Annotated in this window: 9 protein-coding genes; 4 read left to right on the top strand and 5 right to left on the bottom strand. The window is 48.5% G+C overall.

The window, feature by feature from the left end:
* Positions 1–247: 247 nt before the first annotated feature.
* The 3 genes from BZG84_RS11305 to BZG84_RS11295 all read left to right on the top strand — a co-directional run bounded on the left by BZG84_RS11305 (position 248) and on the right by BZG84_RS11295 (position 5,780).
* The gene (locus BZG84_RS11305; protein WP_077678221.1) at positions 248–1,738 is read left to right on the top strand and encodes an aerolysin family beta-barrel pore-forming toxin; all 1,491 of its coding nucleotides are present in this window, start codon (positions 248–250) and stop codon (positions 1,736–1,738) included.
* Positions 1,739–1,810: 72 nt separating this feature from the next.
* Positions 1,811–4,663: a twin-arginine translocation signal domain-containing protein gene (locus BZG84_RS11300; protein ID WP_077678220.1), complete on the top strand. Its 2,853-nt coding sequence runs from the start codon at positions 1,811–1,813 to the stop codon at positions 4,661–4,663.
* A 145-nt stretch (positions 4,664–4,808) separates the two neighbouring features.
* Positions 4,809–5,780: an ABC transporter substrate-binding protein gene (locus BZG84_RS11295; RefSeq protein WP_077678219.1), complete on the top strand. Its 972-nt coding sequence runs from the start codon at positions 4,809–4,811 to the stop codon at positions 5,778–5,780.
* Here the strand turns inward: BZG84_RS11295 and BZG84_RS11290 are convergent.
* The 4 genes from BZG84_RS11290 to BZG84_RS11275 all read right to left on the bottom strand — a co-directional run bounded on the left by BZG84_RS11290 (position 5,777) and on the right by BZG84_RS11275 (position 13,173).
* Positions 5,777–6,334, bottom strand: coding sequence for a sugar O-acetyltransferase (locus tag BZG84_RS11290; RefSeq protein WP_077481866.1), 558 nt, complete (start codon positions 6,332–6,334; stop codon positions 5,777–5,779). The genes BZG84_RS11295 and BZG84_RS11290 overlap by 4 nt on opposite strands.
* A gap of 259 nt (positions 6,335–6,593) precedes the next feature.
* The gene (locus tag BZG84_RS11285) at positions 6,594–9,032 is read right to left on the bottom strand and encodes a M9 family metallopeptidase (protein ID WP_077481864.1); all 2,439 of its coding nucleotides are present in this window, start codon (positions 9,030–9,032) and stop codon (positions 6,594–6,596) included.
* A 146-nt stretch (positions 9,033–9,178) separates the two neighbouring features.
* The gene (locus tag BZG84_RS11280; RefSeq protein ID WP_241825781.1) at positions 9,179–10,978 is read right to left on the bottom strand and encodes a Na/Pi cotransporter family protein; all 1,800 of its coding nucleotides are present in this window, start codon (positions 10,976–10,978) and stop codon (positions 9,179–9,181) included.
* A 188-nt stretch (positions 10,979–11,166) separates the two neighbouring features.
* Positions 11,167–13,173, bottom strand: coding sequence for a M4 family metallopeptidase (locus BZG84_RS11275; protein WP_077678218.1), 2,007 nt, complete (start codon positions 13,171–13,173; stop codon positions 11,167–11,169).
* A 242-nt stretch (positions 13,174–13,415) separates the two neighbouring features.
* Between BZG84_RS11275 and BZG84_RS11270 the strand changes: the two genes are divergently transcribed.
* Entirely contained in the window at positions 13,416–14,195 is a 780-nt protein-coding gene (locus tag BZG84_RS11270; RefSeq protein WP_158011489.1) for a DUF2927 domain-containing protein, read from the top strand.
* 32 nt (positions 14,196–14,227) lie between these two features.
* Here the strand turns inward: BZG84_RS11270 and BZG84_RS11265 are convergent, their stop codons facing one another.
* Entirely contained in the window at positions 14,228–14,992 is a 765-nt protein-coding gene (locus BZG84_RS11265; protein ID WP_077481811.1) for a ParA family protein, read from the bottom strand.
* Positions 14,993–15,300: the final 308 nt, after the last annotated feature.

Genomic DNA, 15,300 nt, shown 5'->3' with positions numbered 1-15,300 from the left:
TACCTAAATAATAGAGCAGTAACTCTAATTGATTTTATTTGCTTTTTTTGGGTGAGTTTTTCCTGAATAAATATCACGTTTTACGTTTTGAGAATAAATGTGAATTCAGCATAAAGTAATGAACTGTAAAGGGAATTTAAATCATCGTTTTTCATTTTGTTTTTGTTATTGACTATGGAAAGGTCAAAGGGTCAGCTTTGGAATGGCCGGCAGACTCTAATAACACCTAACAAAAGGAAGACGTCAAATGGCGACAATTTCACGTACAACAACCTTGACTCTCTCCACCATCGCAGTGCTCGTCAGTACGGGGGTGGCTCAGGCGAGAATCTATCCTGACCAAATCGTGCTCGATACCTTAGGCGATGACCAATGTCGAGCCAACTATCGGCCCTTAACGGCAGACGAGGCGAGTACCCACCGCCATTTCTTGATGGAGCGCATGGGGAAATGGCAAATCGCTGGACTCGAAGGCGATTGGGCGATCATGGGTAGCGGCTATAACGGTGAAATCAAACACTACGGCCAAACGAAAGATACATGGTGTTATCCCATCAATGATGAGGGTGAAATTCCGGATTATGCCGCTCAAAGCATACCAGAAGGCACTGAGCTTGATATCCAATATTCCCTAGTCAACAACCGCAGTGAATTTATCAAACCGCTGAGCTATCTCGCACATTACCTTGGTTATGCATGGGTAGGTGGCAATCACAGTGATTACATCGGTGAAGATATGAACGTTTGGCGTTCTGGCGACCAATGGTTGATTCGCGGTAACAATGATGGCGGGTGTGATGGATATCGCTGTGACGAGAAAACAACTATCAAGGTCGATAACTTCGCTTACACCTTAAATGACAGTGACTTCTGGCATGGTGATGTGGTTGAGTCCGATAAACAGTTAGTCAAAACGATTTCTGCTGTCGCCCGCAACAACCTCGACGAGCCTCAACAAGTGGTGGTTGATCTCAAAGTCGATGAGGCCACCAATTGGTCGAAAACCAATACCTATGGATTTGCGCAAAAAGTACAAACAGAAAACGATTTTCAGTGGCCATTGGTAGGCAAAACCAAGCTCACTATTTCATTTGAGGCGAATCAAAGCTTTGCTAACAGCAATGGCGGCTCGAGCAGTGAGCAGGTGACGTTACAAGCGCGTCCATTTGTCCCGGCGAACTCTGAGATCCCTATTCGCGTTGAGCTTTATCGGTCGAGCATTTCTTATCCGTACCGCTTTGGCGCCGATATTAGTTATGACGTGATGTTTGACGGTTTCTTGCGTTGGAGCGGAAACGCGTGGCATTCGCACCCTGAAAATCGTCCTACTTCAAGACATACCTTTACGATGGGGCGCAGCAGCAAGCCTGAGCACGATATTGCTTACCAGTGGCATCATCGTTACATCCCCGGCGAAGTGAAATGGTGGGACTGGAGCTGGGCGATTGAAAAATATGGCTTAGAGAGCATGCAGTGGGCAACAGGGAAGAGCTTGCGTCCATTCTATTCCTATGTATCGGGTGACTTTTATGCGGAATCTCAGTATGCAGGGACCATTGAGCTTGGCCAAGCGAAGCCAATTGGCAAAGCGGCTTCCGCTCGCGTCAAGCGTTCTATTTCGCCAATGACCAAGACTGGCGAAGCAAACGGGGTGGAACTGATTTCTAACTTTGACCCTGATGAACTTGCTAGCCTTGGTTTCAACAATGCTGAGTTGACCATCAAACCGGTTAAATAACCTCAAACCCGCATCCGAAGATGCGGGTTTTTTTATTCATTCAAGATAATCCCGATTGAGAAGAGGACAATCATGAAAAGCAAATGCAATGTCTGGGAAGGGCTTCGCTCCCAAAGTCGCCGTCGTTTTTTAACTCATTCTTCGGCGGCTGTTTTAACCATAGCGGCGGGTGCCGTGTTACCAAAATCTGTCAAAGCGGCACAGTGGGTCGCACCAACCACTTCAGCAGAGCTCAGTGAGCTTGATGCGATTAGTTTTTACACGGATTCATCAGAGCATAGCGGTTTAGGGTTAGACCAAGTGGATTTCGAGACGCCCACTGACGAAGCTAACTACCTCGCGCATGTGATGTTTCAGAATATGATGAAGCATAACTTTCGGATCCATCACGGTGGTCTGAGCGACGAAATAGGCGGTGCGGTTGAGCCAAATGACGATGTACTAGCCATGCATGATAATCAACAGTCAGTGAGTGATGTTTATGCGCGCTATCAAACCTACTTTGATGACTATATGGCTGAATACATCAGTCAATATTTACAGTATGGCTACAAAGGGCAAGAGAATGTGGACGTTAATGATCGCCTTGCCTACAACAGTTGGGACATGATCAAAGCGCATGCCAATATCGACTTGGCAGAGAAAGGGGAAACCTTCAAACAAATCATTGATGAGCTTTACGCGATCGCGACAAACTATTGTCAAAATAATGCACTGGGACAGTACAAGCAAAATGCGTCTTATTGGTTAGATGAGCTGATCGCATACTACCAGCAAGATAGTACGCTTGAGTCGCTGCTTAACGATTGTGCGGTAAACGACAATGCCGATAACCGCTTCAATATTGCGGTTCAAAAAGTGAATGCGACGAGTGCGAAAATACGCACTTTAAACATTGCAGCAGACCGGCCCAAAACCGAGGACGCCCTGCGTGACATCGAACGCGTACTATTCGGCACTGTGATTAACGGCGTCGCGTTTAGTTTGCGCTGGGGGAGTGAGAGCGATCAGTATTCTGTGCTCGCCAATGAGGAGAATTTCTTCGCCGTTGCTCGCATTCTGCAGAACAATGAATCGTCGACTCAAAGCCAGTTCTGGCAGCAGTTCTTTAGCAACAACGGTGGCGTGCAAACCGTTTGGAACACGTTTAAAGGACTAGGGCTACGCGACGAGACCTTAGGGAATTATGCCACTCAGCAAGCGTTGACGAGCCAATACCCTGAACTGGAAACGCCGGTCAGTAGCCAGCGAAGTATGACAGACATTGTTCTATCCTCGCTGACTTTGCTACTCGGCATTGGCCACTTTACGTGGGCATCCGCGACAGACAGAGATGAGTGGGATAACCCCGTCGAACTCATTGGCCTTGGGGCCGCATTTATCGAAACCTCGCTGCAAATTAGCTATGAGATCCTCGCCACTAAAGTGACGCATTTCTTATTCGGTAAGGGAACACCCATAACCGATGAGATCGCGAAAGTCATGTCTAAATTTAGTGAGTTTCTGGGCAAACTGACCGGTCGTGTTGCCAAGTTTATGAACGTTGAGCGCCGAATTGCGGAGTCATTATTTCTTGGCAAAGTATCGAGTCTGGTGAGTAAATGTTTTGTGGGGCTCGCCTTTATTGCAGTCGGCATTGCCGGATGGAATCTTGGTCAAGCGATTGCCAGCGGTGATACCGCGGATATTGTGTGGGCTTCAGTTAACTTCCTGATATCGGGTGCTGCATTTGGGCTCGCGGTCGCGGCACTGATGGGGAGTGTGCTGGCAGGGCCATTAGGCATTGTGGTTGCCATCGTAGGGATAGTGATCGCGATTGCACAATGGATTTTCGATGCTTTACGTCAGCCGGAGCCCGAGCCTTCGCCGATACAGCGTTATACCAGTGACGTGGTGCAACCAGCAGGTCTCATTCATGCCGACGTAGGACAGTACATTTGCCGTGCTAAAACCTACATGTCTAAAACCAGTTTTAGACCATTTGATGTAAAAACGATGAACACTAGCTGGGATGGGCTGCCATCTATCGAGGATAATGAAACCCGCACACATTTAGGAGCAATGGTGTCTTCGCCAAAAACGGAGCGCACTTATTACTTTGGTGGTAATTTCGATGCGCCCGAATATGGCTGGACGGATAGCTTTTTTAGAGACGGGTTTACAGATAGCTTTGATTATGATCACTGGAACCCTTATACCCATATCGACGAGTGCACGATAGCTTGTGAAAGTGTAAATAAAAACAACGCTAACCAGGCAGTCTTTCTGTGTAGAGATAGTAGTTATCAAAACACACTATATCATACCGATGGTATCGAGGTGGCTCCTCAGAGAGACGATGCTATTCAGCTGCAGGATTCACGTGCTCAGGACATACTCGATATTGTTGCGGTACACCAGCAACAGTCATGCATCTTTATTGTGGTATGCGAAGACAAGCATGTGTATCAAATCAAAGATGGGCTGGTGTCGCTTATCACGGACGATTTTACCGATGGCTACCCGGATGATGATTTCCCATCATTAACGCTCGTTTGTACTGGGGAGATGGTGAGTATCTTCTACACCCTTAAACTGGATGGTGTTGCAGAAGAAGATCGTCGTCTATATCAGACGATTATCGAGCGTGATAGCGATGGCAACTTTACACAGGTACGGTTACTGCAAGATATGCCGTTACCAGAGGACTCACTTAGCATTGGGCTGAATATTGTCGGTCACTACTCGCCGCCGGAAGGAGACCGCGATGGTAGACATGAATTTATTCTTGTCTCTCAAAATCGCTATAAACGTTTTGGTGCTATCGAACCCAAGCAACAGACCCAGGGCGACGGGAAAGCGCTGCGCTTATTCGGTGGGGTCGAATTTCATGCGCCGGATTCAGGATTCTATGGGTTTTACAAAAATACCTTTATGCCTCGGTAACTGTTAAAAAATTGCCGCCACGCATGTGGCGGCTTTTTTCACTTTTTATTCATGACTGCGCTCTCACTCCTATTATGTGCTTTCTCGGTATCCATCCTTTGACTAGGGTTAATAACGCGAAAGAACAAAAAGACGGAGTGTGAGTATGAAAAACTGGTTACTGGTTATAGTGTTCTATGCTGCCTCAGTGGGTCCTTTATGGGCTGCCGACGTCCTGTTGATTGAGAGCTATCACAAAGAATATGGCTGGGATGAAAGCTACATTCGTGGGCTCGAAAGTACGCTTGGCGATGATGTGACCTTACATACCTTTGAGATGGACACTAAACGTTTACCGAAAGCCGATTATGACAGTCAAGCTGACAAAGCCTTCGCTATGTACCAACAGATTGCGCCAGATGTGGTGGTACTGGGCGACGATAATGCGTTGGGCTATATGTTACCGCGTTTACAAAATGAGGACATTGATATTGTATTTTTAGGTATCAATTCTAACCCACGTCGGTTGATGGCCAAATATAGCGGTAAGGCGAGAGTAACCGGTGTGCTCGAACGCCCGCTATTTGCGCGCAGTATGCGAGAGATTGGGCAAATGTTGGGTAAAGACAAACTTATCGTCAAAATCATGTTTGATGCAGGGACGACCGCGACCATCGCCACTGACCATATCAGTAACCAATATCAAAGTTTGAAGAGTAAACTGGGGATTGATGCCACGATTGAAAACCATGAGACGTTTGACGCGTGGAAAGCCTCAGTCAAAGACAGCGATGGCTATGACATCATCATTGTGGGCCTCTATCAAATTATCCGTGATAGCGATGGCAATGTCGTCGATCCGGATAAGGTATTAACATGGACCAACCAACATAGTGCGATCCCTTTATTTGGCTTCTGGGACTTTTCAGTGGGCAAAGGCCAAACCGCAGGAGGGGTAGTGTTATTTGGTGAATCGCAAGGCATTCAGGCGGGAGAATTTGTCAATCGAATACTGGCTGGCGAAGAGGCGTCCTCTATTTCGGTGATTCATGGCAAACAAGGACGCGCCATATACAGTGGGGCCGAGTTTGCTCGCTGGGGGTTTAATGCGCCAAGTGGCTGGCGCAATATTGATTAATCGTGGTGATTAAGCGACTTTATTAAGTGTGCAGGTGTGCCACCGTACAGGCTGTCAGGTGGCACGTCGTGTTTCACCACCGCATTGGCGGCAATGACGCTGCGTGCGCCGATGGTGACGCCTTGACAGATCACCACATTACCGCCAATCCATACATCGTCTTCGACCACAATCGGTTTACACCAGGTCTCCCAAGCGCGCCGGCTTCGATAATCAAGAGAGTGGGTTGCGGTGTAAAATTGGGTATTGGGGCCAATCAGCACATGGTTGCCAATCGTGATCGGGGCCCCATCCAGCATAGTGGCATTCATGTTGATAAAGGTGTTACTACCAATCTGTATGGTTTCGCCAAACTCACAATAAAACGGCGGTTGGATCACCGAACCCTCGCCGATAGTGTGTAATAACGTGTTGAGCAGTTGCTTTCTTGTTGCCGTCTCTACGCTTTGGTTGAATGCTTGCAAGGTTCGTGTGGCGTGGTCCCGCCGGATATCAATGGAGCCATCGCTGTCATCAAACACAAGTCCTTGGCACATTTTTTCCCATTCGGTCATGGTTTCTCCTTATTATTTGTGCATGTCGTGACAAAGGTAGTCATCAAGGCATTATCTCAGTCTGGATGGGAGAGAAAACAGCAATCATCCCTCGAGTATTTTTCCTCTTTCTATGCTTTTTTACCCTTTCTATGGCTATCAAAAAAAGCGCCACTCGGCGGTGGCGCTTAATAACATGGTGCTTAACGCTTAACGCTTAACGCTTAACGCTTAACGCTTAACGCTTAACGCTTAACGCTTAACGCTTAACGCTTAACGCTTAACGAAAATAAACACGCACATCGGTTTGGCTACGGCTTCCGTCACCTGCAAGTAGTAAGTGCAGACGCTGCTGGTCACTCAAGTCGACTTCGATGTACTGGTTGCTGCCCGGTGCGTCTGAGGCTGCTTGGTTTTGTGCTTGCGTTGGCCAATAGTCCTCGGCAGCGAATACGCTCAGATCCCCCGCGTCACCATCCGCCATGACCCACACTTGCGCCTTGGTGGCGCCTTCTGGCACATCGGCATAGAGATAGCGGCGTTGATAAACGCTAATACTGTTCGGGCTAGCAACGTTAAGTTGCGTCGGGCGCAAGTCATCGGTGCCAGCCGGTGTTTCTGGCTGTGGTTCTGGGGTTGGGTCGGGTTGTACTTGGCCCTCAGCATTCACTTTGACAGTGACATCGGTAAAGTCACCGCGCCCTGTGACACTTAAGGTATAACGACCTGGTTTCACATCATTAAGCGTCACGGTTTCATTACTGGTTTGGTTCCACTCGGTAGCGTCAAAATCGTAATAGTGCGCTTGACGGCCTTTCGCCACGTACAGATCCGCGTTGCCCTGTCCTTCGATACTAAATGTCAGCGCACTGGCAGATTGGGCTAGGTCAATTTGATACAGGTGCTCACTATATGCTTGCCCACTAATGGTAACGGTTTGACCGAGAGACAGTGTCGTTACTTCTGGTTCTGGCTTGGGCTCGGGATCAGGGTCTGGACGCGGTGGTTCACTGCCATCGGTGTCTTCTAAGGTGGTCAGCCACTGCGCAAACTCTTGGTCATAACGATGGCCATAGTCTTTGACTAAATTTGCCCACTGCTCGAATTTCCCGGTGCGACCCGCATCAAGCAAAGTTTCCACAGCCTCTGGGTGCTTTTCAAACAAGAAGCGTACCGCCAAATAGCCCCAACGATAGATGCGATTAACATCATTCTGATAGGTGGTGGCAAAAACGTCACTGAGCGAGTAGCCGCCTTCTTTGCCCAAGCGTATTGCTTCGGCATAGTCATCACCATGGGCCATATACTCCGCAAAGCCTTCAAGCCACCAGACGGTATGACCGTGACGAAGCACGTCATTGAAGTCGCCGTACATATTAAAGCGGCCATCCAGATAGTGAACGTACTCGTGTTCAAGGTTCCAAATGGAAAGCGATTGGCCATTATCATTACGGTAAGCAATAAAACGGGCTTGGTTGTCTGGGTCGGCAGGGTTTCCTTCTAAATATTGACCACCATTATCCGTCGAGTTACCAAACAAAAACGAGGAATAGGTTTTGTAGTCGGAAGGGTTATCAAACACTACGACTTCAACGCTGTCATTCCGATCGTCGGCGACCGCTTGATAACCTGAGTTAACGGTTTGATGGAAAGCCACTTCTTTGTTGTGCAGGCTTTCACATGCCTGTTGCGATTGCGCTTGCGTCATGCTTTGTGAACGAATGATCGCCGGACCGTCACATTGGTGACGATAAGGCATTACTTTGGCTTCCAGCGTGGCTTTGGCATCAGACAAACCTAATTCGGCAATCTTATCGGGCGCATAAGCATCCACCATTTCTACCATGCCCACCCAAACAGCGTCATTTTTTCCGCCCAGCGGGAAACGGGGTAATAGATCACGATAATGGCTAATCACACGATCTCGCACGCTGGCTTGGGGGGCCATCAATAGCCGTCCCATTTCGCGGACCGTGTTTGATACCAATAACGCCCCGTGGTCGCTGTTAGAGAGCTGCGGGTGATTAACGACGAATTGGTAAAGGCGGTCAATCAAGGAAAGATCAGCAGCGAGCACATCGTAAAAGGCTTGACGAGATTGGTGGCCCGCCATGGCGCGGAAAAGGTTATTGAGTGCATCTGCGTAACGGCGTTCGTCTAAGCGGTCTTGTTTCAGATTTTCAAGCAGTTGAATTTGTAGGTCTAGGGTTTGCGGCAAGCGCTTGATGCTGTCGGCCATCAGCGTTAAACCATGTAAAGCATCGGTTTGGGCGCTGCCCTTTGCCGTGGCGTAAGGCGAGCGTAAGAAACGATTAATGGCATCCGCAAGACGATCATCTAGCGAATCAGAATAGTCAGGACTCGCCTTGTCACCATAGAAGCGAACATAGTAGGCGGCACGTACATACTCAGCTAAGTTAGCAATTTGGCGGGCTTGGTCGTCCTCCCCCTGATAATGGGCAATGGTCTGCGATAAACGCTGTGCCACTTTGCTTACAAAAGTTTCTTGGTATACGTTGCTGTATCGAATGGACGTGGTGTCATACCAGCTGGTAAAGCAACTGCGTTCAGCACTCATAATGACTTGGAGTGGCGTGTTGCTGGCCGCTAAATCGGCAATGTTACATTGAACATCAGCCCATGCACTGGTGCTGCTGAATGCGGCGAGGGCCATCAGTGCTGATAAAGGTTTAGGTCGGGAAGGGAATAATGTATACATTTCAGGCTCCTAGATATAATTAGGCGGAGCCGTTATAACGATTTTACCGATATGGATGGGTTATAAAGCCCAAAAGTTAGGGCTTGGTTCCGTTTTCTTTGTTTATATTGCTATTTTTGCACCAATATTCCCCAGAAAATATGGCACTAGGCTTCTTTCTCGCGCAGATGCAACTTCGCGATCCGTTTGGTAACGGTATAAACACGTTTGAGCGACTCGGTCCACTCCATCTCAATGCTAAATAGCTGTAAGCGATTGGCATCATCTTCTACCAGACGCTCAGCCTGATGGGCGAGAACTTTATCAAGCAGTGCATTTAGCTCGCGTTTCGTATGTAAGACCTGTTTGGCACGCTTATCATCGCCTCGTCGGATCGCATTAACACAATCTAGCAGCGCGTGAGTCACTTTATCTTGCATAGCATCCAGCGTCGTACGCATCTTATTACTGATGGTGATATCCGCATTGAGGGATTTTTCCATTATTGGGATCAGTGTGTTAGTGATCAGATCCGCAATGCTTTCCAGTTGGTCGGTCATGCTAATTAACGCCATTTGACGTTGGCTTTGCGCGTGACTAAGTGGCTCTTTACGCAGCCTGCCTAAATAAAACAGAATACGCCCGTGCAAGGCATCGACTTGATTTTCGATTTCATCAATTTGTTTTAATGCGGCGATCGCTGCATCGCGTTGTGGTTGGCTTGCCAGTTTAGAGGTGAGTGGCGGCAGGGTATTCATCATATTACAAACCCGCCGTCCAATACGGCCAATCTCAAGTTGCGCCTGATCCATCGCGATATCTGGTGTCATCAATAACTCTTTCGCCAGATATTTAGGGGTAATGATAGGCTTTTCGCTACTGAGTGGCTTTTTCGAGCGCGGCACAATTTTTTTCGCTAGCCAAACAAACCCACCGGCGAAAGGCAACATAACCAGTGTGTTGACTACATTAAATAATGTATTGGCGTTGGCAATCTGCCGCGGCAGTTCAGCGCCCAAACGATCGACCCCTGTCAGTTGGGGATAAGCTGGGGAGAGCGCGACGCTCCAATCACTTAATAGCGAGATCAATGGCAGCCAAATCATGACGCCGATGATATTAAAAAGAACATGAATGCTAGCGGTTTGTTTGGCTTCTCGAGATTTTCCGATAGCGGCGAGAAGTGCTGTCACGCAGGTACCCACATTGGCGCCCATCGCAAGGGCAATACCGCTTTCCAGTGAAATAAAACCTTGTCCTGCAAGGACAATCACGATCCCGGTTGTTGCTGAGGACGACTGAACTAATGCGGTGAACAGAGCCGCAAGTAAGATCGCGAGTAGAGGGTTGTCCATGGTAGCCATCGCGTCGATAAAGGGCTGATAATCTCGCAGCGGTGACATGGCATCGCTCATCACATTCATACCCAGAAAAATCAAACCTAGGCCGAACAGCATATTGCCGTAGTGTTTGGCTTGGTCGGCTTTGGCGATAAACTGAGTGAGAAAGCCCGCAGCGACCATCACGTACGCTGCTTTGGTGATCTTAAAGGCAACAATTTGTGCGGTAATTGTGGTACCAATATTGGCACCCATAATGACCCCGGTCGCTTGGGCAAGTGACATCAGGCCTGCTGAAATAAAGCCAATCAACAAAACGGTGGTGACAGAAGACGATTGAATCGTCGCAGTAATGCCGGCACCGGTGAGCACGCCGGCGACGCGATTGGTGGTCAGTTTGGCGAGCAAGGTTTTTAAGCGGCTACCGGCGGCGTTTTTTAGGGCATTAGACATCTTGTCCATACCATAGAGAAACAGCGCCAGCCCACCGAGGAGTCCCATGATCATACTAGGATACTGAATGTTCTCAGCATTGGCTTGCGCGGCCCAAACGAGCGGGGGACACAATAAGAACAGCAGCACCACAAGCTTGGCGCGAAATGTGTTAGAAAAAGTCGTCAGATGCATTCAATCTGCCCAATTATCTGATTATTGCCAATAATCATTAACATAGATGTAAAGAAGCAGTAATGCGAATGTCACTTTCAGGGAGAGGGCAGAATCGTGGCGTGATCACAGTCGTGAGGAAATGGTGTGCGAAACTCTCATAAAAAAGCGGCCAGCCGTGGCTAGCCGCCAATCACAAGACAGTAATACTAACCTTGGCAGCTTCCTTGATATTGCCAAACCCATTGGTTCGAGAATGGATCAATGCCCCAGTTATCTTGCGTCGCTTGGAACAGATGCCCTTGATATTGAACGCTGACGCCGGAGTAGTAATAGTTGTAAGTTCCCCAGCTAGGGACGTTGCTGCAGCGGTTTTGCTCGATACCACGGTCATCAAGGCGTGCGATCACGTTTGTGGAGTAGTCCACCGTGCTGGTGACAGTGACATACAGATCCATGCCCTGAATTTCACTAAAACCGCAGTATTCCTCGTTACCTGCGTTAGTGGACGCACAGTCATGATCTTCGGCGCTCGCTGGACGGCCAACCGCCGTATATAACTCAACGTCACCTTGACCACGATATGTTTGTAGCCATACCGTACCGCGTGGCGCATTCTTAATCACAAACTGGTGAGCCGTGCCTGCGTAGCCGTGAAGCTCCACCGGCTGATCGAAAGTGAGCGGTTCGACGTCAGGCGTCGGTTGCGGATCTGGATCTGGGGTAGGGATTTCACCAGTTCCTTGGCAGCTTTGGGTTTGGATGCCAACTTCGGCAAAGGCTTGGCTGACAGCGCCGGCTGAATAGTTTAGTGCTTTCGCGGCTTCACATACGCCATCAGCGCCTTGTTGGAAGCTCGAGTTAGGTTGCCAGTACAATTGGTTGGCGGTGGCAAACGCGGTAAACGCTTTTTGGATATTCCACTCTGCGCTGGTGGCAAGATGGTAAAACGCTTTGTTGAAGATACCAGAGCTAAAGTGCACGTCGATGCCAGGATAGTAACGGTTAACATGACCAATGGAGCGCCCATCTTGGCTTGGATTGATGAAATAGCGCATCGCATCGCTATATTTCATCACGTTTTCACCCATTTTCCAGTTGAAGTCGCCATAAACATACTGGCCGAGTGCCGCAGCGGCGATATCGGAGAAAGACTCGTTCATGCCTCCCGACATACCGCGATATTCGAGCCCTGAATTTTGTTCAGTAAAACCGTGGCTGACTTCATGGGCAATCACATCCCACGTGGTTAACGGATACATGCTGCCATTACCGTCACCAAAGGTCATTTGCCGCCCATCCCAAAAAGCATTGCCATAGCCCTGACCATAATGAACACGCATGGTGAGCTTTTGACGGATAGGGCGCACGCCGAGCCAATCTTGATACATTTCAAAGACTTTTTGTCCAAAGTACTGCGCATCGTTCATGGGTGCATAGGCGCCGTTGACTTGACGGTAGGTATTCTGCGGACAATTGAATTGATGAACGCTTCCGCCCCATTCCTGATTGTTCATGTTGACTGTCACAACGTTGGGACTATCCATTTGACAGTAGCGGTTGACTTCAAAGCCGCCCAGTTGGGTATTTGGGCCGAAGGTATAGCGTCCACTTTTTTGGTTACCACCGGGTCCGCCGGCTTCTAGGTGCGCGATGCCTTCCCAGCTGTCCAAAATATCTCCCGATTTTGCATCGACGATTTTCATTGGACGCGAAGGATGACCGTTATCACTGGCAAGGTAGTCAACTTTATAGACGAGACGCGCTGTTTGTTGTTCATCTAACCAGATCAACAATTCTGTGTTTGCATCTGCTTGATGAAAATGACGATTACCTTGGCTTGTCTGGCCTTGAGCAATCGCAATGGCCTGCTGTTGGTTAATCATGGGTAGCGTGCCACCAATATCTTGTTCGATGTCAGTGACAACGTCACCTTTAACGCTTGGCGCAAAGCCCCGTGCGGCGGTGTTTTCCACCACAGAATAGCCGTAAACCGGGATGCCATGGTGCAGTTGCTGTTTACGGACCAGTGATTGATTGCCCACTTGCAGACGCGATTTTTCACGAAAACTGAGTGCAGGGGCTGCTGTCATTGCTGAGCGTGCCGTATTGGCGTCCAGTGCTTGGCTAAGATCCAAGTCAGAGGCGTCAACGATGGTGGCGGCTTGAGCGGAAAACGCAAAGGGGAGCAAGAGTGCGAGCGGTGTTTTACGCATAGAATCCTCGAGTTAGTGAGTCAAATCGCCCGTTACTATCCACATTACTCAATAACTAAAAATGTGATCGCTATCAAATTGAGGATCTGGTTCAAAAAATGTCTAGAAAAATGGTATGCCCATTCCATGTTCAACAGATATGGTAAGAAAAACAGACAGCACGCGATTCAACCAGTTGTTTTTCAACTGCTGTGCTACGCTAAACAGGCATCGAAAGCGCGGGGTTGAGGTAGTGAACGTTGTTGTTTAAGGGTCGAGTTAGTATCGGGCTTATCGTATGGCTGGTCTCGTTCAGTACGCTTGCTGTTGAGCAACCTTGGCAGCAACCGAGTTATATTCAAGATGCGTTTTATCGCATTGCGCTGAAAAGTGAATATGTAGAAGGTGAACATGGTGTTCGTAAGTGGAGAGAATCCGTGCGCTATACCGTGTCGCATGTCGTCAGCGACAGCGAACTTCACGATAAACTCGTCCGCTACCACCTTGATCATTTGCAAAGTTTGACCGGGATAAACTTTATACCGGCTTCACACCCCAAAGCCGCTAATCTGACCATTGTATTTACCAACCACCAACGCTTTTTAGACGATGCGCGGCAATACTTTAAAACCAACGATGTCACCCCATTACGCAAAGCGGTCTGTGCGGCTAATTTTGCCGTTGATAAAAATGGTTGGATACGGCGGGCAGCGGTCGTGATCCCAGTTGATTTGGCGCGATCTAAAGGTAAGTTAGTCGCCTGTGTGGTTGAAGAGCTAACCCAGATCATGGGGCTGCCCAATGACGACGATAACGTGTTTCCTTCCATTTTTAATGATCGCACGCCGGAACAACTATTAACGGGCTTAGACGGCTTGTTACTGCGGCTCTTGTACTTGCCGGACATACAAGCCGGACAAAACTGGAGCCAAGTGCAGCCAATCATTGCGCCGGTGATTGAGTCGTGGGCGCGCGATGGCACCATTGCGCAGGCTCATCGCGCGGTAAGAACGGGCGAGTTATACCGCTTGTTGGGTTGGTAATGCGCGAAGGGTTACGCGCTTAGGCGCGCCGCCTATGCAGCGTGTTGATCGGAAAGCACGCGCGCTGCGAATTCCCGCCATAATCGACGATAATACATGGCCGCAGCGGTTCCTTTGCCGATATCGGTGACAGGTGCACAGGTCACGCCCATTTTTTCTACATCGCTACTAAAGGGCACATGGGCATCTAACATAGCAGGGTATTGTTTCTCCATCCGATGCATGGTGTCGACGTGTAAGCGCTTTGTTTTCTGCACCATCGAGAAAAAGGGGTGAATACGCGCCACATCAAAATCATGGGCGATAAAATACTGATAAAGCTGCTCAAGCGTGCGTTCAGAGAGCGTCGTCGGGATCACGGGGGTTAGCAGTTCATCACAATGGCGGAATACCGCATCAGACAGCGCGGAAAGAGTGGGTGGGCAATCGAGTATCACGATATCGTAGTCATCCTTGACCGCTTTAAATCGACGTTTGAAGAGACTTTTTGACCCGCTTTTCTGTGAGGCTAGAAAAATATCGAAGTCTTTAAAATCATGGTGCGCTGGCACCACATCAAGATTAGGGTAGTGGCTGGGTTGAATGGACTTTTTAAACTTCTTATCACGGGTAAAGAAGCTGTCTTGTCCTAAATGCTTGGATGGCTTGAGTTTAAAGTAAAACGATGACGCGCCTTGCGGGTCGAGATCGCAAAGCAAGACGCGATAGCCGCTTTCTGCCATCAAATGCGCCATGTTCACCGACGTCGCCGTTTTTCCCACACCACCTTTGTTACTGTAAACCGCAATAATTTTCATCGTTTTCTTCCCATCCCCATGCGTGAATCGCCATCGTTTTGAATACCATCCATTTATTTTTGATACGGTATGAAATCGATGAAACCCTAGCTACCCCTATGGCTGTTTTATTTAACAATTTGTGACAAAACAAAAAGAGAAGGGCGTGCGAGCTTGTCTTGTTGCATATGAGGCTGAGAGGCGTGTGAAGCCGGTATAAAGCAATCACGTCATATCATTGCTTTGTCCAATCACACAAATTGCTCAAAGTGATTTAGACATTTCGCCAACTTAGACAACACTTAAAGAACGGGATAACCATAGCTGTG

Source organism: Salinivibrio sp. PR932, from assembly GCF_001996125.1.
Classification (GTDB): domain Bacteria; phylum Pseudomonadota; class Gammaproteobacteria; order Enterobacterales; family Vibrionaceae; genus Salinivibrio; species Salinivibrio proteolyticus.
The sequence above is the reverse complement of the archived record's forward strand: the minus strand, read 5'-3'. Positions and strand labels throughout refer to the sequence as shown.

What these genes read in the sequence shown, in the direction of transcription:
- BZG84_RS11305 (WP_077678221.1), top strand. Translation starts at nt 248, where the DNA reads ATGGCGACAATTTCACGTACAACAACCTTGACTCTCTCCACCATCGCA.
- BZG84_RS11300 (WP_077678220.1), top strand. Translation starts at nt 1,811, where the DNA reads ATGAAAAGCAAATGCAATGTCTGGGAAGGGCTTCGCTCCCAAAGTCGC.
- BZG84_RS11295 (WP_077678219.1), top strand. Translation starts at nt 4,809, where the DNA reads ATGAAAAACTGGTTACTGGTTATAGTGTTCTATGCTGCCTCAGTGGGT.
- BZG84_RS11290 (WP_077481866.1), bottom strand. Translation starts at nt 6,334, where the DNA reads ATGACCGAATGGGAAAAAATGTGCCAAGGACTTGTGTTTGATGACAGC.
- BZG84_RS11285 (WP_077481864.1), bottom strand. Translation starts at nt 9,032, where the DNA reads ATGTATACATTATTCCCTTCCCGACCTAAACCTTTATCAGCACTGATG.
- BZG84_RS11280 (WP_241825781.1), bottom strand. Translation starts at nt 10,978, where the DNA reads ATGCATCTGACGACTTTTTCTAACACATTTCGCGCCAAGCTTGTGGTG.
- BZG84_RS11275 (WP_077678218.1), bottom strand. Translation starts at nt 13,173, where the DNA reads ATGCGTAAAACACCGCTCGCACTCTTGCTCCCCTTTGCGTTTTCCGCT.
- BZG84_RS11265 (WP_077481811.1), bottom strand. Translation starts at nt 14,992, where the DNA reads ATGAAAATTATTGCGGTTTACAGTAACAAAGGTGGTGTGGGAAAAACG.